This window comes from Novosphingobium sp. KA1 (assembly GCF_017309955.1).
Lineage (GTDB): Bacteria > Pseudomonadota > Alphaproteobacteria > Sphingomonadales > Sphingomonadaceae > Novosphingobium.
In genome coordinates this window covers 52768-69508 of record NZ_CP021247.1, presented here as the reverse complement: position 1 = coordinate 69508, position 16741 = coordinate 52768, and the positions used below count along the sequence as shown (strand labels likewise).

Annotated in this window: 19 protein-coding genes and 1 tRNA gene; 12 read left to right on the top strand and 8 right to left on the bottom strand. The window is 66.1% G+C overall.

All coding sequences use genetic code 11. From position 1 onward, the window contains the following. Nucleotides 1–17 precede the first annotated feature (17 nt). Together fabZ and rpmE are read left to right on the top strand one after the other, a co-directional pair. Nucleotides 18–470, top strand: a complete 453-nt coding sequence (fabZ, locus tag CA833_RS00445) for a 3-hydroxyacyl-ACP dehydratase FabZ (RefSeq protein ID WP_142632814.1) — start codon at nt 18–20, stop codon at nt 468–470. 132 nt (nt 471–602) lie between these two features. Continuing rightward, on the top strand, nt 603–830 hold the full coding sequence (gene rpmE, locus CA833_RS00440; protein WP_142632816.1) for a 50S ribosomal protein L31: 228 nt from the start codon (nt 603–605) through the stop codon (nt 828–830). Nucleotides 831–965: 135 nt separating this feature from the next. Here rpmE and CA833_RS00435 read toward each other — a convergent pair whose 3' ends face one another. Beyond that, the gene (locus tag CA833_RS00435; RefSeq protein WP_207078886.1) at nt 966–1334 is read right to left on the bottom strand and encodes a PilZ domain-containing protein; all 369 of its coding nucleotides are present in this window, start codon (nt 1332–1334) and stop codon (nt 966–968) included. Between the two features lie 250 nt (nt 1335–1584). Between CA833_RS00435 and CA833_RS00430 the strand changes: the two genes are divergently transcribed. Continuing rightward, nucleotides 1585–2121 (top strand): superoxide dismutase family protein, encoded by a 537-nt coding sequence (locus CA833_RS00430; RefSeq protein ID WP_207078885.1) that lies wholly within the window; start codon nt 1585–1587, stop codon nt 2119–2121. 35 nt (nt 2122–2156) lie between these two features. Here CA833_RS00430 and CA833_RS00425 read toward each other — a convergent pair whose 3' ends face one another. Next, the gene (locus CA833_RS00425; RefSeq protein WP_207078884.1) at nt 2157–2789 is read right to left on the bottom strand and encodes a 2OG-Fe(II) oxygenase; all 633 of its coding nucleotides are present in this window, start codon (nt 2787–2789) and stop codon (nt 2157–2159) included. Nucleotides 2790–2988: 199 nt separating this feature from the next. Between CA833_RS00425 and CA833_RS00420 the strand changes: the two genes are divergently transcribed. The 9 genes from CA833_RS00420 to CA833_RS00380 all read left to right on the top strand — a co-directional run bounded on the left by CA833_RS00420 (nt 2989) and on the right by CA833_RS00380 (nt 10290). Further along, a tRNA-His gene (locus CA833_RS00420) sits at nt 2989–3065 on the top strand. A gap of 122 nt (nt 3066–3187) precedes the next feature. Next, nucleotides 3188–3916 carry a heme ABC transporter permease CcmC gene (gene ccmC / locus CA833_RS00415; RefSeq protein ID WP_207078883.1) on the top strand — a complete coding sequence of 243 codons (729 nt, stop codon included), beginning with the start codon at nt 3188–3190 and terminating at the stop codon, nt 3914–3916. A gap of 4 nt (nt 3917–3920) precedes the next feature. Then, nucleotides 3921–4061 (top strand): hypothetical protein, encoded by a 141-nt coding sequence (locus CA833_RS00410; protein WP_185928709.1) that lies wholly within the window; start codon nt 3921–3923, stop codon nt 4059–4061. Nucleotides 4062–4063: 2 nt separating this feature from the next. Further along, complete coding sequence (ccmE, locus tag CA833_RS00405; RefSeq protein ID WP_142632824.1) at nt 4064–4528, top strand: cytochrome c maturation protein CcmE; 465 nt, start codon at nt 4064–4066, stop codon at nt 4526–4528. After that, on the top strand, nt 4525–6489 hold the full coding sequence (locus tag CA833_RS00400; protein WP_207078882.1) for a heme lyase CcmF/NrfE family subunit: 1965 nt from the start codon (nt 4525–4527) through the stop codon (nt 6487–6489). The genes ccmE and CA833_RS00400 overlap by 4 nt, the downstream gene beginning before the upstream one ends. Beyond that, on the top strand, nt 6486–7052 hold the full coding sequence (locus CA833_RS00395) for a DsbE family thiol:disulfide interchange protein (RefSeq protein WP_207078881.1): 567 nt from the start codon (nt 6486–6488) through the stop codon (nt 7050–7052). Before CA833_RS00400 ends, CA833_RS00395 begins: the two co-directional genes overlap by 4 nt. Before the next feature lie 56 nt (nt 7053–7108). Continuing rightward, nucleotides 7109–7471: a cytochrome c-type biogenesis protein gene (locus tag CA833_RS00390; RefSeq protein ID WP_142637515.1), complete on the top strand. Its 363-nt coding sequence runs from the start codon at nt 7109–7111 to the stop codon at nt 7469–7471. Beyond that, nucleotides 7468–8217: a cytochrome C biosynthesis protein gene (locus tag CA833_RS00385; RefSeq protein ID WP_242526187.1), complete on the top strand. Its 750-nt coding sequence runs from the start codon at nt 7468–7470 to the stop codon at nt 8215–8217. Before CA833_RS00390 ends, CA833_RS00385 begins: the two co-directional genes overlap by 4 nt. 117 nt (nt 8218–8334) lie before the next feature. Next, the gene (locus tag CA833_RS00380) at nt 8335–10290 is read left to right on the top strand and encodes a potassium transporter Kup (protein WP_142632830.1); all 1956 of its coding nucleotides are present in this window, start codon (nt 8335–8337) and stop codon (nt 10288–10290) included. Between the two features lie 135 nt (nt 10291–10425). Here the strand turns inward: CA833_RS00380 and CA833_RS00375 are convergent, their stop codons facing one another. The 6 genes from CA833_RS00375 to CA833_RS00350 form a co-directional block, all read right to left on the bottom strand. Next, nucleotides 10426–11142 carry an alpha/beta family hydrolase gene (locus CA833_RS00375; RefSeq protein ID WP_207078880.1) on the bottom strand — a complete coding sequence of 239 codons (717 nt, stop codon included), beginning with the start codon at nt 11140–11142 and terminating at the stop codon, nt 10426–10428. 114 nt (nt 11143–11256) lie between these two features. Further along, nucleotides 11257–11910 (bottom strand): inner membrane-spanning protein YciB, encoded by a 654-nt coding sequence (locus CA833_RS00370; protein ID WP_142632835.1) that lies wholly within the window; start codon nt 11908–11910, stop codon nt 11257–11259. Further along, nucleotides 11910–12866 (bottom strand): signal recognition particle-docking protein FtsY, encoded by a 957-nt coding sequence (ftsY, locus tag CA833_RS00365; RefSeq protein WP_207078879.1) that lies wholly within the window; start codon nt 12864–12866, stop codon nt 11910–11912. The genes CA833_RS00370 and ftsY overlap by 1 nt, the downstream gene beginning before the upstream one ends. Beyond that, nucleotides 12863–14041: a MiaB/RimO family radical SAM methylthiotransferase gene (locus tag CA833_RS00360; protein WP_142632839.1), complete on the bottom strand. Its 1179-nt coding sequence runs from the start codon at nt 14039–14041 to the stop codon at nt 12863–12865. Before CA833_RS00360 ends, ftsY begins: the two co-directional genes overlap by 4 nt. Beyond that, nucleotides 14038–14868 carry a diaminopimelate epimerase gene (gene dapF / locus CA833_RS00355; RefSeq protein ID WP_207078878.1) on the bottom strand — a complete coding sequence of 277 codons (831 nt, stop codon included), beginning with the start codon at nt 14866–14868 and terminating at the stop codon, nt 14038–14040. The genes CA833_RS00360 and dapF overlap by 4 nt, the downstream gene beginning before the upstream one ends. 47 nt (nt 14869–14915) lie before the next feature. Then, nucleotides 14916–16583, bottom strand: coding sequence for a bifunctional diguanylate cyclase/phosphodiesterase (locus CA833_RS00350; protein ID WP_242526186.1), 1668 nt, complete (start codon nt 16581–16583; stop codon nt 14916–14918). Between the last annotated feature and the right edge of the window lie 158 nt (nt 16584–16741).

Below are 16741 nucleotides of genomic sequence, written 5' to 3'. Positions count from 1 at the left end.
GCAGGGCGGGCAGAGCGATGAGCGAACCGACTGAATTCGTGTACGATACCGCGAAGATCCTGGCGGCGCTGCCGCATCGCTACCCGATGCTGCTGGTCGACCGTGTGGTCTCGTTCGACGAGAACGAGATCCACGCGGTCAAGGCCGTGAGCTTCAACGAGGACTTCTTCCAGGGCCATTTCCCTGGCCGTCCGATCATGCCCGGCGTCCTCCAGATCGAGGCGCTGGCGCAGGCGGCGGGCATCCTTGCCATCGAATCGCTCGGGCTCGCCGGTACCGGCAAGCTCGTCTATTTCATGGCGATCGAGGAAGCGAAGTTCCGCAATCCGGTAACCCCGGGCAACCTGCTCGACCTGCGTGCCGGCTTCGTCCAGAAGCGCAGCCGCGTCTGCAAGTTCTGGGGCAAGGCGTCGATCGGCGACAAGGTGACCTGCGAGGTCAACTTCACCGCGATGATCGCCGACGCCTGATCGGGCGAGGGAGAAGGGCGCGGCTTTCGGGCGCGCCGTCCTTCGCCCTTGCATTTTCGAGGCTCCCGCTGTAAGGGCGCCGCTTTCCCAGCAGGCCGGTCGGAACCGGCCACATGCGAAGAGAGATACGACATGAAGGCCGATACGCATCCCGACTACCACATGATCACCGTCCAGATGACCGACGGCACCACCTTCCAGACCCGCTCGACCTGGGGCTCGGAAGGCGACACGCTGGTTCTGGACATCGATCCGACCTCGCACCCGGCCTGGACCGGCGGCAAGGCCCAGCTTCAGGACGGCGGCCGCGTGGCCCAGTTCAACAAGCGTTTCGGCGGCCTCACGCTCAAGAAGAACTGAGCGCGAAGCAAGCTTCACGAACACGAAGAAGGCGGTCCTCACGGGCCGCCTTTTTTGTTGTCCGGTGTGGGTTAAGCCCGCGCGGCGCCTGAGCGTTCCAAGCTGCTGATGCGGCAGCATCACTGCGGCTTGGTCTCACGCCCCGAGATCGATCAGCACGTTCCATTCGGCCGCGTCGCCGGGTACGGCCCGCAGGAATTCCATGCCAGCCGCCTCGCCCCCCGAAGGGCCGCGGCGGACCCAGCGCACCACGGCCTTGAGCGGCGGACGCGGGCCGATCCCGATGCTGACGAAGCTGCCTTGCCGCAGCACGCCGGCGGGGCCGGTCACGCAGCAGCCGTGCAGCGAGACATCGGTCAGCCGGACGTCCAGCCGTTCGGCCGGGGAGGTCTGCAGCCACGCGGCGAAACTGGTGGTGTGGCGTTCTTCGCGGCGTCGTTCATCGCAGGCGCTTTGCTGCTGCATCTGCGCGGTGGAATAGAGCCGTGCGAGCGGGGCGTTCATGCCGTTCTGTCCATTTGTATCGTGCGACCGATCTGTGTTTGCCGGGAGTGTGGCAGAGGTTCGTTAACGTCGGATCACCGCGCCCCACCGTTCGTCTCCCGCGGCATGCAATTGTTTGTTGCGAATGATTTGCAGGCAATTGCCTTTCCGGCCGCGAAGCCTAGTCTGGGCCAGCGGCATGAGCGCGCGGGGTCGGGCCCGGCGCCCGGCCGGGAGAAGGGTCCGCTCAGGATCGCGAAGGAGAATGTCCATGGTTCGTACATCCCGTCTTGTCCTTGCGCTGGGCGCTTCCTTGCTGGCTGCTCCGGGGCTTGCGGCCGATGCGCCGCCTCCGGTGCTGCGTGCCGAGGTTGTTGGCGCTGACGGTAAACCGCTTGGCACGGTTTCGGTGCAGCAGACACCTGCGGGCGTGCTGGTGACCACCGATCTCAAGGGGCTGCCGGAGGGTGACCATGGCTTCCACTTCCATGAAAAGGGCCTGTGCGACGCGGCGGGCAAGTTCGCCTCGGCCGGTGGCCACTTCACGGCGGGCGATCCGGTCCACGGCCTGATGTCGATGGGCGGCCCGCATGGGGGTGACATGCCCAACCAGCATGTCGGACCCGACGGCATGCTGAAGGTGCAGGTACTCAACACCGGGGTCACCATTGCGCCGGGGAGCAAGTCGATCGTCGATGCCGATGGCACGGCGCTGGTGATCCACGCCAATGCGGACGACTACACCAGCCAGCCGGCGGGCAACGCCGGCGGCCGGATCGCCTGTGCGGTGCTAAGCGCGCCCAAGTGAGCGATGGGGGAGGGGCTTGCCCCCTCCCGCTCGCGTCAACCCCAGGGGCGTTCGCGGTACCACTGGGTGATGACGTACTTGTGCCCCTTGCGCACTTTCATCGCGTGATGGAGCGTGGCGGCGTTGAGGCTGCCGTCGGCCCGGCGGTTGTTCCAGGCGACCAGCTTGCCGCGTTCGGGCTGGATCAGCTTGTCGATCACCTTGAAGCGCGTCGCGCCGCCCGCCTCCACGTCGTTCAGGTAGATCATGAAGGTCCAGGTCCGCTGGCCGGATACCGTGCAATACTGCGCGTAGTCCGAGTTGTTCGGCTCGAAGTAGTCGGTATGGGCCTTGAACTCCTGGCCGATCTCGTAGCGCTGGCCCTGGATCGGCTCGGCATGGGCAAGGTCGATTCCCGAGGCAGCGGCCAGCTTCTGGGCAAGGGCCGCCACGGCGGGAACATCGCGCGCGAGATCGCAGGTCGAACTCGTGCGGAAGACATCGTCGCCATTGTAGTTGGCGATCGTCGAGGGGCGATGTTCCGCCTCGATCATGGCCACGAGCGTTTCGCATTCGGCGGCGGTGAGAAACTGGCGCTTCACGAACAGGTCGAGTCGCGCGGAGGGGAAGCGCTGCATGCCGGGAATGGCGAGCAGGATGTCGGAAGATGATTCGCCGGGAGCCTTCATGGCGGCGACCCTAGCGAGGCGAGGGTGACCGGAAAATTGCAGGACTTGCGGGCTCTGCCGATTTTTTGTGGGCGTATGTGCATTTTTGCTTTGCAAGGAGGCTCAGCTTGTGCAAATGGCGCGCCTCCGAACGGGACGATGCACTGCACGCCGGTCGGTAACTCCGAAGCCAGCCACGAGTGCCGGTTTCGATTGTGTGGCGATTGTAGCTCAGTTGGTTAGAGCGCCGGTTTGTGGTACCGGAGGTCGTGGGTTCGAACCCCATCAATCGCCCCATTTTCTCCCTTGAACACCCCTGCGATAAATAGCTGTCCCGTCGATCTCGGCGGTTGAAAAGGCTGGCGCTTTTGCCGTCGTCCCTTGCTCCTTTCGCCCCGCGCGATAGAAGCGTGGCCGACATGCACGGCTTTGCAAATCCCGCCCGTTTCCTGCGCATCGCCCGTTGGCTGATGCCGCTCTGCATGGGCGGCGGCGCCGTTCTCGCGCTGGCCGCGCTGGGCTGGGGCCTGTTCTTCGGTCCGGCCGAGCGCCTCCAGGGCGAGACCGTGCGGATCGTCTATCTTCACGTCCCCGCAGCATGGCTCGGCATGGCGGGATGGATGGGCATCGCCGCGGCCAGTTTCACCGAACTCGTCTGGCGTCATCCGCTCGCAGGCATCGCCGCGCGCGCCTGCGCGGTGCCGGGCGCGGTGTTCACTGCGGTCTGCCTCATCACCGGTTCGCTCTGGGGGCGTCCGGCCTGGGGCACCTGGTGGGTGTGGGACGGGCGGCTGACCTCGATGCTGGTGCTGCTGTTCCTCTATTTCGGCTGGATGGCGCTTTCGCAGGCAAGCGAGGCTGCCGAGGGCGGCCAGAGCAAGGCACCGGCGATCTTTGGCCTGGTCGGCGCGGTGAATATCCCGATCATCCATTATTCGGTGATCTGGTGGCAGAGCCAGCATCAGGCGCCGTCGATCTCGCTGGGCAAGTCGGCCATGGCGGGCGCGTTCCTCTATCCGCTGCTTGCCGCCACGCTGGGCTTCACGCTGCTGTTCGCAGGCGTCTTGCTGGCACGGATGCGGGCGATTCTCGCCCATCAGCAGGCCGAGGCCCGGCTGCGGCGCAAGGCGCTTTCGGAAGGATATTGACGCGATGCGCGAGGCGATGGACCCCTGGACCTTCGTGGTCGCCGCCTATGCGGTGGGCCTGGGCGCGGCAGCGGCAATGGTCGCCTGGTCGCTGATTACCATGAAGCGCGCCGAGAAGCGCCGGGACGAGGCGAGGAAACGCTGAACATGACCGTGGGAACCGCGATCAAGGCCAAGCACCAGCGACTGGTACTGCTGGTCATCGCGCTGGTCGTGCTGGTGGCGGCGGCGCTGCTGGCGGCCTGGGCGCTGCGCAACCAGGCGAGCTATTTCTACGTGCCGAGCGACATCGTCGCCAATCCGCCCGAGGAGACGCGCGGCGTGCGCCTGGGCGGCATGGTCGAGCGCGGATCGCTGCGTACCGAGGCGGACGGCGTGACCATCACCTTCATCGTCGGCGACGGCAAGGCGCGGGTGCCGGTGACCTTCAAGGGCATTGTCCCCTCGCTGTTCGTGGAGGGGTCGGGCGTCGTGGCCGAAGGGCACATGGGCGTCGACGGCACGTTCGTGGCCGACAATCTCCTCGCCAAGCATGACGAGAACTATGTCCCGCGCCAGATGCAGGACATGAGCAAGGACCAGGCCCAGCAAGTGATGCGCGAGACCAAATGATCGCCGAACTCGGACTTGCCGCGCTCTGGCTGGCGGCGGCGCTGGCGGGGTTGCAGCTCATCGCGGGCGCGCTGGCGCTGACGCCGCGCGGGGCCTCGCTCGCGGGGGTGGTGCGCCCGGTGGCGGTGGTGCAGGGACTGCTGGCGCTGCTGGCTTTCGCCGCCCTGATCTATCTCTTTGCCGTCACTGACCTGTCGGTGAAGCTGGTGGCGATGAACTCGCATTCGCTCAAGCCGCTGGTGTTCCGCGTCGCCGGGGCCTGGGGCAATCATGAGGGCTCGATGCTGCTCTGGGTCACGGTGATGGGGCTCGCCGGCGGCCTTGTCGCGCTGGTCGAGCGGCGGCTGCCGGAGCCGACGATGCTGGCGACGCTGGCGGGCCAGGCCTTTGTCAGCCTGGGTTTCTATGCCTTCCTGCTGATCGCCTCCAACCCGTTCGAGCGCCTTTCGCCGGTGCCGCAGGAGGGCAACGGGCTCAATCCGCTGCTGCAGGATCTTGGCCTCGCCTTCCATCCGCCGACGCTTTACCTCGGTTATGTCGGGCTTTCGATCGCCTTCAGCTTCGCGGTCGGCGCGCTGGTCACGCGTGAGGTCGGGCCGGCGTTCGCCAAGGCCATGCGGCCCTGGGTGCTGGGGGCGTGGATCTTCCTCACCATCGGCATCACCGCGGGATCCTACTGGGCCTATTACGAGCTGGGCTGGGGCGGCTGGTGGTTCTGGGACCCGGTCGAGAACGCCTCGCTGATGCCCTGGCTGGCGGCCACCGCGCTGCTCCATTCGGTCAGCGTGCTGGCCTCGCGCGATGCGCTGCGGGCCTGGACGGTGATGCTGGGGGTGATTGCCTTCTCGATGTCGATGATCGGCACTTTCCTGGTGCGTTCCGGCATTCTCACCAGTGTCCATGCCTTTGCGGTGGACCCGCAGCGCGGCAGTTTCATCCTCGCCCTGCTGGCGATCAACATCGGCGGCGCGCTGACGCTGTTCGGCCTGCGTGCCTCCTCCGTTACCGAAGGCGAGCGCTTTGCCCTGACCAGCCGCGAAGGCGCGCTGGTGTTCAACAATGTCATGCTCTCCGCGATCCTGGGCATCGTCCTGTTTGGCACGCTCTATCCGCTGCTGGCCGAGGCGATGGGCGCCAAGGTCTCGGTCGGGCCGCCCTATTTCAATCCGATGGGCGCACTCTTTGCGGTGCCGATGCTGGTGGTGCTGGCGATCGGGCCCTTGCTGCGCTGGCGGCGGGACAGTTTCCGGCGGATCGGCAAGGAAATGGTGATCCCGGCCATGCTGGTGATCGCAGCCGTGCTGGCGATGGTGCTGGTGGGCGGCGTCTCGCTGCTGGCGACATTGGGCTTCGCGTTGGCGCTGGGGCTGGCCTGGGCCAGCGTGCTGCCGCTCAGGGGGCGTAACCTGCGGCGCACGCCGCTGCCGATCTGGGGCATGGTCACGGCGCATCTCGGCATTGCCGTCTCGCTGCTGGGGATGAGCTGCGAGAGCGCGTTCTCTATCGAGAAGCTGGTGGCCATCCGAACCGGAGAGGCGACCGAGGTCGGCCCCTGGCAAGTCAAGCTCGATGCGATCGAGCCGGTGGCGGGCCCGAACTGGACCGCGCTCGAGGCGCGTCTGCTGGTGCGCTACGGCGACAAGGGCCGCGTCCTCGCGCTCACGCCGCAGGCGCGCAGTTTCTGGGCACCACCCCAGCAGACCAGCGAATCGGCGCTGCTGACGCGCTGGAACGGGCAGCTCTATACCGTGCTGGGCGGCGAGGCGGACCGGGGGCGCTGGCAACTGCGCCTGTGGTGGAAGCCGTTCGTCACGCTGATCTGGCTGGGGGGCCTGATGATCGCCCTGGGCGGCTTGCTGGCCTTGATCGGGCGTGTCGCCGCCGACATCCGGCGCATCGTCGCCCGCGACAAGATCGAATATCGGCGCGAACGTCAGGGCCGCGCAGGAAGGTACTCATGAGCAGCCAAACCTCTCCCGGGGGCAAACCCCGCGCGCCGCGCTGGGCGATCTGGCTGCCGCTGGCGCTGTTTGCAGGCTTTGTCGTGCTCGTCTCGGTGCAATTGCGCAATCCGGCGGATACCAATGTCGCCAGCACGCTGATCGGCAAGCCGATGCCCGCGTTCAGCCTGCCGCCCGCCTTGCCGGGGCGCCCCGGGCTGGACAGCAAGGCATTTGCGGACGGCAAGCCGCACCTCGTCAACATCTTCGCGTCCTGGTGCATCCCCTGCGGGGTCGAGGCGCCGCAACTGGCCGCGCTGGCCAAGGCGGGCGTGCCGATCGAGGGTATTTCCGTGCGCGACCGCACCGAGGACCTCCAGGCTTTCCTGAAGCTTAACGGCGATCCCTATCGCCGCATCGGCGCCGACGATGACGGCAAGGTCCAGCTTGCGCTCGGTTCCTCGGGCGTGCCGGAGACTTACGTGATCGATGGCAGGGGCGTGATCCGCTACCAGCACATCGGCGAGATCCGCGCCGATCAGGTGCCGATGATCCTCGAAAAGCTGACGGAGGCCGCACGGTGAGGCGCCTGCTTGCCATTCTGCTGACGGCGTTCGCGCTCTGCGCGGCCCCGCCGGTCATGGCGCAGGAGGAGCAGTCCACCGCGCCCTATGCCTATCGCCAGCTGGACGATCCGGCCAAGGAGCAGGAAGCACAGGCGCTGATGGTTTCGCTGCGCTGCCTGCAGTGCCAGAGCCAGTCGATCGCCGATTCGGATGCGCCGATCGCCGGATCGATGCGCAGTCTCGTGCGTGAACGCATCGCCGCAGGGGAGGATCCCGAGGCGATTCGCGCCTGGCTGGTCGAGCGTTACGGTGATTACGTGAGCTACGCTCCGCGCGTGACCACGCTGACCTGGCCGCTGTTCGCGGTGCCGCTCGCGCTGCTGGCGCTGGCGGGGCTGCTGCTGCGCGGCCGGTTCCGCAAGGGAGGTCAGGCATGACCTGGGTTCTTGTGGCCGTGCTGGCACTGGCCGTTTTCGCGCTGGCCGTCTTTGTCTTCAAGGTTCCCAAGGGCGGGCGCGAGGCGGTGGCCGCCGCGCTGGCGCTGGGTATCGCGGGTTATGCCGCGCAGGGCACGCCCGCGCAGCCCGGTGCGCCCAAGGATGCCGAGGAAGGGCGCTCGGGCGAACTTGGCGAATTCTTCGCGCAGGCGCGCGCCACTTTCAGTTCGAGCGTGCTGCCGCCGAGCGACCGCTGGGTGGTGATCGCCGACGGGCTGGCCCGGCATGGTGAATATGCCGATGCCGCCGAAGTGCTGCGCGGCACCGTCGAGAACGAACCGGCCGAGCCTGCCCGGGATCCCGATGTCCGCGCCTATCGTTCGGATGCCTGGCTTTCGCTGGGCAACGCGCTGGTGGCCCATGCCGAAGGCCAGCTGACCCCGGCGGCGGCCTATGCCTATCGCCGGGCCGCCAGGTCCGATCCCGAGGCGGCCGGTCCGCCGTTCTTCCTGGGCCTGGCGCTGGCGCAGAGCGGCAAGCTCGCCGAAGGCCGCGCGCTCTGGGCGGATTTGCTGGCCCGCGCGCCCAAGGATGTGAAATGGCGCCCGATTCTCGCCCAGCAACTGGCCCGACTGGACGCTTTCATCGCCGCGCAGGGCGGCGGTGGCGGTGGCGGTGGCGGCGGCGGGGCAGGACAGCCCCGTTCCGAATCGCCGAATTCCGCCACTCCCGTCACGTCACGGTGAACGACCTACTAAGTATCGTTGCCTGCTCCTTGGCATGCTGCTAACGGCGGGCGCTTGTCGCGGCATGACATCGTTATCCGGTGTCATTACCCGACAAGGCCATTACGGGGCGCTGGAATGAGTGTTGCAAGTTCGGATACCGCTGAGGTCCCGACAGTGATCGATCCGGCTACAGGCCGGAAAACGCCTGCCGGGGGGCATGGCTCCGGAAATATCACCAAGCTGGCGCTCGGCGCCGTCGGGGTCGTCTTCGGCGATATCGGCACGAGCCCGCTTTACGCGTTTCGCGAAACCTTCGTCGGCCCGCATCCTCTGGCGATTGACGAATTGCACATCCTCGGCGTCGTCAGCCTGATTTTCTGGTCGATGACGCTGGTCGTGTCGGTCCAGTACGTCGGTATCCTGATGCGGGCGGACAACAAGGGGCAGGGCGGCAGCCTTGCGCTCGTCGCGCTGATCTCGGGCGTGATCCGCAAGTCGCGCTGGGGCCCGCTGGTGGTGCTGCTGGGTGTCTTTGCGACCTCGCTGTTCTACGGCGATTCGATGATCACCCCTGCCGTCTCGGTGCTCTCCGCGGTCGAGGGCCTGACCGTCGTGCAGAGCGACCTTGCGCCTTTCGTGCTGCCGATCGCGCTGGTGCTGCTGGTGGCGCTGTTTGTCATCCAGAAGAGCGGGACGGCCAAAGTCGGCGCGCTGTTCGCGCCGGTCATGGTGGTCTATTTCACGGTGCTGGCGGTGCTGGGCATCTACCATCTGGTGCAGCTGCCCCATGTGCTGGTGGCGCTGAACCCGTGGTACGCGATCCAGTTCTTCATGACCGACAAGGTGCTGGGTTTCCTCGCACTGGGTTCGGTGGTGCTGGCGGTGACCGGTGCGGAGGCGCTCTATTCGGACATGGGTCACTTCGGCCGCGGTCCGCTGCGTCTCTCGTGGTTCGGCTTCGTGATGCCGTGCCTGCTGATCAACTATTTCGGCCAGGCGGCGATGATCCTGGGTCTCGACGATGCGTCGGCGGCCGAGGCGATGGAGAACCCGTTCTTCCACCTCGCCCCTGAAAGCCTGCGCCTGCCACTGGTGATCCTGGCGACCTGCGCCACCTTCATCGCCAGCCAGGCGGTGATCTCGGGCGCGTTCTCGATCACCCACCAGGCCATGCAGCTGGGCTTCATTCCCCGCCTTTCGACCCGCCACACCAGCGAACACGAAGTCGGCCAGATCTACATTCCCTTCGTCAACTGGGCGCTGATGACCGGCGTGATCGTGCTGGTCCTGGTGTTCCAGAACTCGTCGAACCTCGCCTCGGCCTACGGCATCGCGGTGACCGGGGCGATGCTGATCGACACCTGCCTGATGAGCGTGCTCCTGATCGTGCTGTGGCGCTGGAAGCTGTGGCAGGCGATCCCGGTGATCGTCACCTTCTTTGTGGTCGACGGCGCCTACTTCGCGGCCAACGCGACCAAGATCAAGGATGGCGGCTGGTTCCCGCTGATGATCGGCGGCATCGCCTTCACCTTGCTGACGACGTGGAACAAGGGCCGCCGCCTGATGCGCGAGCGCATGACCGAGGCGGCGCTGCCGCTCAACGTCTTTGCCAAGAGCGCGCATGGCTCGGCCGCACGCGTGCCGGGCACGGCGATCTTCATGGCCTCGACCAACGCCGGGGTGCCTTCGGCGCTGCTGCACAACATCAAGCACAACAAAGTGCTGCATGAGCGTGTGGTGGTGCTGACGGTAGAGGTGCAGGACGTGCCCTATGTCGAGCCCTCGGAGCGTTATTCGATGACCGAGCTGGGCCAGGGTTTCTACCGCATGACGCTGCGCTACGGCTTCATGGAGGAGACCGACGTGCCGGCCGCGCTCGCCCATAACGAGATCTGCGGCGGGCCGTTCGAGATGATGAAGACCAGCTTCTTCCTCTCGCGTCAGACCCTGGTGCCTTCCTCCAAGCCCGGCATGGCGATCTGGCGCGAAAAGCTCTTCGCGTGGATGATGCGCAATGCAGCGAGCGCCATGGAGTTCTTCCGCCTGCCGACCAACCGCGTGGTGGAACTGGGCAGCCAGCTGGAGATCTGACCAACCGGCTATGCTGGGGTATGGTCCGTGCACGTCGCATGGACCATGCCCCATGCCCCATGCCCCATGCCTCATGCCCCGTCGCCATTCGCATCGCTTATGTCGGCATATCGCGAAATGTGGCCGGGAAACGCGTCAGGCCGTGCGGGCGGCAGTTCCATCGAGGAGCGCTCGCAATGTACTCAAGGCGCGTTCGAATTCGCTGTTTTCCAGCCGGTCGCAATCGTGATCGCAGGCAAGCATCGTGATCCGGGCGTGGCTGGGCAGCCTGTCCTTCAGCGCTATGGGGTCATTGCCGTAGGGATCCCGGTCGCCCTGCAGCAGCAGCATGGGTTTGCTCACGCCGGGCAGATGCTGTGTGCGGTACGCTTCGGGCGGATTGTCGGGGTGTTTGAATGGATAGCCGAAGCAGGCAATCGCGCCGATCGCAGGATGCTCGGCGATGCGTGTGGCCGCTATGCCGCCCGCGGAGTGGGTGATCAGTGCGATCGAGCCTCTGGCCATCCTGTCCAGCAGCAAGCCGAGTTCACGCGCCTCATTGGCGATAATGCCGTGCCGGATGGCGTAGCCGTGATCCAGGCGATGACGGTCACAGGCGATCAGCGCCAGTCGCAAGGCCAAGCGCGCGGCGCGGCGTAGACGCTGAAATTTACCGCCATTCGATGTGCTGACGGCCGGGCAGCGGCGATCGATCCATGCGGTCATGCGGTCGTAGGAGGTGCGGTAGTTCGATTCGAACCAATGCAGCGCATAGCCTTCGCTATGGAGGCAGTTGACCATGCTTCGGATCGCGTCGGATTCCCGTGCCTTGTTGGTGCGGCCGACGATGACGATGGTATTGATGGTCTGCATGAGGTCCCGCTGGTGCCCTGCGGCTCCCGGGCCGTGCATGGACGGCCCGATGGAACGGCGGCGGCATTATGCTCGCCGCCTCAGGGCCGCTGGCATGGGCATCTGCCTTGCACGTCAGTCGTGCGGCGGGTTCTCGATCACTTCTTCCTTTGCCGCCTCGCCCATGCCGTGCTTCAGAACCATCGGCAGCTGCGAGAAGGTGAAGACGAAGGACAGCACGGTGAAGCCCCAGAGCTTGGCCTGAAGCCAGGCCTCGAAACTGACGGTGAAGACCAGTGCGGTGTTGAGCACCGCCAGGAACAGGAAGAACCACGCCCAGTTGCGCGAAAGCTTGAGCCAGCCTTCGTCGCTGAGACCCTCGAAGGCGGACTGGAGCAGGACTTTCAGCATCGGCTTGCCGCGCATGAGGCCGAAGAACAGCACGCCCGCGAACATCAGGTAGACGGCGGTGGGCTTGATCTGGATCCAGAAGGCATCGTGGAACACCACGGTGAGGGCGCCGAAGCCGACGATCAGCACCGTCGTCAGCCAGAGCATCGGCGAGATATGGCCAAGCCGCCATTTCGACAGGCCCAGCGCGATCACGGTCGCCACCATGAAGGCCATCGTGCCCTTGATGACGGCGGTGACGGTCGCCACCGGATTGGCATCTCCCGGCGGCGAGAAATGCTTGTAGGCGAGGAAAAAGACCAGCAGCGGGCCAAAATCGACGACGAGGTTCACCCAGCTCGACTTCGGCTTCCGGGGAGCGGCGGATTCGGTGGTCATCAGGCGATCCCGGCAATCACGCGGGCCAGCAGGTCCGGGTTGAAGGGGCGCAGGTCGTCGATCTTCTCGCCGACGCCAATGGCGTGGATCGGCAGGCCATACTGCTCGGCCGCCGCGACGAGGACGCCGCCGCGCGCGGTGCCGTCCAGCTTGGTCATGATCAGGCCGGAAACGCCCGCCACTTCCTTGAAGATCTCGATCTGCGAGAGCGCGTTCTGGCCGTTGGTGGCGTCGAGCACCAGTACCACGTCGTGCGGCGCCTCGGGATTGAGGCGGCCGAGCACGCGGCGGATCTTGGACAGCTCGTCCATCAGTTCGCGCTTGTTCTGCAGGCGCCCGGCGGTGTCGACGATCAGCGCGTCGATGCCCTGTTCTGTCGCGGCCTTGACCGCGTCGAACACGATCGAGGCCGGGTCGCCGCCCTCGGGACCCTTGACCAGCGGAATGCCCAGGCGGTCCGCCCAGACGCCGAGCTGGCCGATGGCGGCTGCGCGGAAGGTGTCACCGGCGGCGAGCATGACCGAATAGTCCTGCTCCTGGAACAAGTGCGCGAGCTTGGCGATCGTGGTGGTCTTGCCCGATCCGTTGACGCCGATGACCAGGATCACCTGCGGGCGCGGGAAGGCGACGACGTCGAGCGGCTTGGCCACCGGACGCAGGATCTCGGCGATCTCGCGGGCGACCACTTCCATGATCGCGCGTTCGTCGGCATCCCTCTCGAAGCGTTCGGCGGCAAGACGCGCGCGGATGCGGGCGGCGGCGCGGGGACCGAGATCCGACATGATCAGCGCATCCTCGATATCGTCGAGCTGCGCTTCGTCGAGCGTGGTCTTGCCGACGATGCCGGACAGGTTCTCGCTCAGGCGTTCGGTGGTCTTGCGAAAACCGCCGAACAGGCGGTCGGACCAGTCGCGTTCAGCCCCCAGTGTTTCAGGGTTCTGGCCGTCGGTATTCATGCTTCCAGTATTCCTTCGACTACCCTTGCGGGCGTGACGCGGACCAGCGTGCCGGCCGGAACGGACTCGGGCACGCGGACCTTCGCGTAGTTCTGCGCATGGCCGGTGCCGCCTCTTTCGGCAAGCACCGATAGCGGCTGGCCGACAAGACCGGCAAGCCAGCGCGCGCGGGTTTCGGCAATCGCCTCGCGCAGTTCGGCGGCGCGGCGGCGGATGGTGGCGCCGTCCACCGCGGGCATGCGTGCGGCGGGGGTGCCGGGGCGCGGCGAATAGGGGAAGACGTGGCCATGCACCACATCGAGTTCGCGCACGATGGACAGGTTGGCGGCGTGGGCCTCCTCGCTCTCGGTCGGGAAGCCGGCGATGAGGTCGGCGCCGATCGCGATGTCCGGGCGGCGGGCCTTGAGGTCGCTGACCAGCGTCACGGCATCGGCGCGGCTGTGGCGTCGCTTCATGCGCTTGAGGATCAGGTCGTCGCCGTGCTGGAGCGAGAGGTGGACATGCGGCATCAGCCGCGCTTCATCGGCAAGCAAGCCGAACAGCCTGTCGTCCACTTCCGCGCCGTCGATCGAGGAAAGGCGCAGGCGGGGCAGGGCAGGGAAGCGGGCGAGGATCGCCTCGCAGAGCGCGCCGAGGCGCGGCGAGCCGTCGAGATCGCCGCCCCACGAGGTGAGGTCGACGCCGGTGAGCACGACTTCCTGCACGCCCTTGTCGGCATGGACGGCGATGTCGGCCAGCACTTCGTCCACCGAGCAGGAGCGGCTGGGGCCGCGCCCTTGCGGGATCACGCAGAAGGTGCAGGCATGGTCGCAGCCGTTCTGCACTTGCACGAAGCCGCGCGTATAGGCGCGGTGCTGGCGCACGGGCGGCGCGGCAGGCACGTTCCAGGCGCGCGGGTCCAGCTTGGCGGTATTGGCGACGATGCCGTCCACTTCCGGCATCGCACAGAGCATCTCGCGCTCCACTTCCGCCGCGCAGCCGGTGACGATGAGGCGCGCGTCCGGCCGTTCCTTGCGCGCACGGCGGATCGCCTGCCGGGTCTGGCGCACCGCTTCTGCCGTGACCGCGCAGGAATTGACGACAACGAGGTCTTCTGCGCCGCCAAGCAGGCCGCGCAGGGTTTCGCTTTCGGAGATATTGAGGCGGCAGCCGAGCGAGTGGACTTCGACGGTCAAGCGGGGACCTTGTCTCGAATTCCGTAGTCGGCGGTTTCGAACGAACCGCGGAACGATTCGGTGGCCGGGCCGGTCATCACGATTACGTCGTCCGCACGCCATTCGATGGCCAGCGGGCCGCCGGGCAGGGTGACGGTGACCTTGCGGTCGACCAGGCCGCGCTTCATCGCGCCGATGGCGGTTGCGCAGGCACCGGTGCCGCAGGCGCGGGTAAGTCCGGCGCCGCGTTCCCATACGCGCAAGGTGATGGCATCGCGCGCGGTCACGGCAGCGACGTTGACGTTCACCCGCTCGGGGAAGATCGGGTCGTTCTCGACCAGCGGGCCGAGGCGGGCCATGTCGATGCGGTACGGATCCTCGACGAAGAAGATCGCATGCGGATTGCCGACATTGACGGCGATGGGATTGACCAGCTCTTCCCAGGCGACCGGCATGGCGTGGGTGTCCATCGCATAGCCGAGCGGGATGTCCTGCCAGCCGAAGCGTGGCTTGCCCATCTCGACGGAAATGCCGGTGTCGGTGGGCGTGGTCGAGACGATGCCGCCGAGTGTCTCGATCGTGGCGGGGCGACCATGGAGCAGGCCGACCGCACGCGTGGCATTGCCGCAGGCTTCCACCTGGCTGCCGTCGGCATTGAAGATCAGCATCTGGAAGTCGCCGAGGTCGGACGGGGCCAGCACGATCAGCTGGTCGCAGCCGATGCCGGTGTGGCGGTCCGCCAGCGCCGCGGCAAAGGCCGCGTCGATCGGCGGCAGTGCGCCGGTGCGTCCATCGAGCACGACAAAGTCGTTGCCGAGCCCATGCATCTTGGTGAAGTCGATCCGCATGGGCGCGATGTATGCGTTCGGCGCCCTCAGGTCCAGTCTTGAGGGCGCTATCCGACGCTGGCCTTGGGCACCTGCTGGGCGATCGAGAACACTTCCTGCGCCACGTCGCCGTTGGCAACGATGCCGATCGTGCCCAGCCATTCGGCCAGCTCCGCGGCAGGGCGAGGGCGCCCGTAAAGATAGCCCTGGCCCTTGATCTTGTCGTACTTCAGCAAATGTTCGAGCACGTCGCCGGTCTCGATGCCCTCGGCGGTGATCGGCAGGTCCATGCCCTTGCCGAGCATGGCGATGGCATGGACGATGGCGGCGCTGTCCTTGTTCTCGGCAATGCTGGACACGAACGAGCGGTCGATCTTGATGCGGTCGAACGGCAGGCTGCGCAGCTGCGCCAGCGAGCTGTAGCCGGTGCCGAAATCGTCGAGGCTGATCGTGATGCCCTGGTTCTTGAGGCTGGTGATCAGCGAGCGGACTTGCGCCAGGTTCTGGTGCAGGCACGATTCGGTGATCTCGATCTCCAGCCGGTGTGGCGGGAAATTGGCTTCCAGCAGGATCTTGAGCAGCTTCTGCGCAAACCAGGGATCGCGCAGCTGGATCGGCGAGATGTTGACCGCCAGCGTCAGTTTCTGGTCCCATGCCTTGGCGTCTTCCAGGGCCTGGGCGATCACGCTTTCGGAAAGCTCGGCGATCACGCCGATTTCCTCGGCGATGGGGATGAAGATGTCGGGCGAGACGATGCCGAACTGGGGAGAATCCCAGCGCGCGAGCATTTCGAAGCCGGTCAGTTCGCCGGTCTGCAGGTCGATCTGCTGCTCGTAGAACGGCACGAATTCGCCGCGCGCCACGCCCTTGCGGATGCCGTATTCGAGTTCGTTGCGGAAACGCATCTCGTCGGCCATCGGCGCTTCGAACCAGAAGTAGCTGTTCCGGCCCTGGCGTTTGGAGTGGTACATGGCGATGTCCGCCATTTCGAGCAGGGTGCGGGCATCGGGCAGGGTGCCTCCGCGCGCGTGGCTGTCGCTGCGGGCGAGGCCGATCGAGGCGGTGACCTCGATGCTGATGGCGTTGATCGTTGCGCTCTGGGCGATGGCTTCGACCAGCGAGGCGGCAATGCCGTCGATGCGGTCGGGCCGATTGCGGTCGAACTCCACGGCAACGGCGAACTCGTCGCCGCCGATGCGACTGACCAGCGCCTTCGACGGCAGACAGCCGGTGATGCGCTTGGCGCATTCCTGCAGCAGCCGGTCGCCGGTATTGTGACCGTTGAAGTCGTTGACCTGCTTGAAGTTGTCGAGGTCGATCATGATCAGCGTCACCGCGCGGTCGCCGGTGAGCGCGGCCTGGCGGACCATCGTGTCGACTGCGTCGTTGAAGCTGCGGCGGTTGAGGAAGCCGGTCAGCGGATCGGTTTCGGCCAGGCGCCGGGCCTGGCGCTCGGCTTTCTTGCGCAGCTGGATCTCTTCGCAGAGTTGGCGATAGCGGCTCCACCCGAAGATGATGATCGCCACGTTGAGCAGGAAGGCGTTGAGGATGAAATTGTCGGGGCCGGGGCCGTGGCCGAGCAGTGACTTGACGACGTCGGGGCCGACTTCACTGCCGGTGGCGATGAAGAGAAGGATCGCGGCCGTGACGATGCCGAGCGCGATGATGTCGATCTGGCGGTCGCCATCGAAATCGTCGCCGGCGTTATCCGGCTGTGCGACCAATGCAATCTTCACGGGATGTGTCCCCCCAGAACGGCTACCCATGGCCGGGGGATATCCGGTGGGGTTGAAGTTTTGGTTAAATTTTTCAACCCGGACGATCAGACAAAAGTCGTAAAACGGCGATGTCTGGCTGAAAGTTCCCGGTCACGTCCGTTTTGCGTGACCCAGGG

What these genes read in the sequence shown, in the direction of transcription:
- fabZ (WP_142632814.1), top strand. Translation starts at nt 18, where the DNA reads ATGAGCGAACCGACTGAATTCGTGTACGATACCGCGAAGATCCTGGCG.
- rpmE (WP_142632816.1), top strand. Translation starts at nt 603, where the DNA reads ATGAAGGCCGATACGCATCCCGACTACCACATGATCACCGTCCAGATG.
- CA833_RS00435 (WP_207078886.1), bottom strand. Translation starts at nt 1,334, where the DNA reads ATGAACGCCCCGCTCGCACGGCTCTATTCCACCGCGCAGATGCAGCAG.
- CA833_RS00430 (WP_207078885.1), top strand. Translation starts at nt 1,585, where the DNA reads ATGGTTCGTACATCCCGTCTTGTCCTTGCGCTGGGCGCTTCCTTGCTG.
- CA833_RS00425 (WP_207078884.1), bottom strand. Translation starts at nt 2,789, where the DNA reads ATGAAGGCTCCCGGCGAATCATCTTCCGACATCCTGCTCGCCATTCCC.
- ccmC (WP_207078883.1), top strand. Translation starts at nt 3,188, where the DNA reads ATGCACGGCTTTGCAAATCCCGCCCGTTTCCTGCGCATCGCCCGTTGG.
- CA833_RS00410 (WP_185928709.1), top strand. Translation starts at nt 3,921, where the DNA reads ATGCGCGAGGCGATGGACCCCTGGACCTTCGTGGTCGCCGCCTATGCG.
- ccmE (WP_142632824.1), top strand. Translation starts at nt 4,064, where the DNA reads ATGACCGTGGGAACCGCGATCAAGGCCAAGCACCAGCGACTGGTACTG.
- CA833_RS00400 (WP_207078882.1), top strand. Translation starts at nt 4,525, where the DNA reads ATGATCGCCGAACTCGGACTTGCCGCGCTCTGGCTGGCGGCGGCGCTG.
- CA833_RS00395 (WP_207078881.1), top strand. Translation starts at nt 6,486, where the DNA reads ATGAGCAGCCAAACCTCTCCCGGGGGCAAACCCCGCGCGCCGCGCTGG.
- CA833_RS00390 (WP_142637515.1), top strand. Translation starts at nt 7,109, where the DNA reads ATGGCGCAGGAGGAGCAGTCCACCGCGCCCTATGCCTATCGCCAGCTG.
- CA833_RS00385 (WP_242526187.1), top strand. Translation starts at nt 7,468, where the DNA reads ATGACCTGGGTTCTTGTGGCCGTGCTGGCACTGGCCGTTTTCGCGCTG.
- CA833_RS00380 (WP_142632830.1), top strand. Translation starts at nt 8,335, where the DNA reads ATGAGTGTTGCAAGTTCGGATACCGCTGAGGTCCCGACAGTGATCGAT.
- CA833_RS00375 (WP_207078880.1), bottom strand. Translation starts at nt 11,142, where the DNA reads ATGCAGACCATCAATACCATCGTCATCGTCGGCCGCACCAACAAGGCA.
- CA833_RS00370 (WP_142632835.1), bottom strand. Translation starts at nt 11,910, where the DNA reads ATGACCACCGAATCCGCCGCTCCCCGGAAGCCGAAGTCGAGCTGGGTG.
- ftsY (WP_207078879.1), bottom strand. Translation starts at nt 12,866, where the DNA reads ATGAATACCGACGGCCAGAACCCTGAAACACTGGGGGCTGAACGCGAC.
- dapF (WP_207078878.1), bottom strand. Translation starts at nt 14,868, where the DNA reads ATGCGGATCGACTTCACCAAGATGCATGGGCTCGGCAACGACTTTGTC.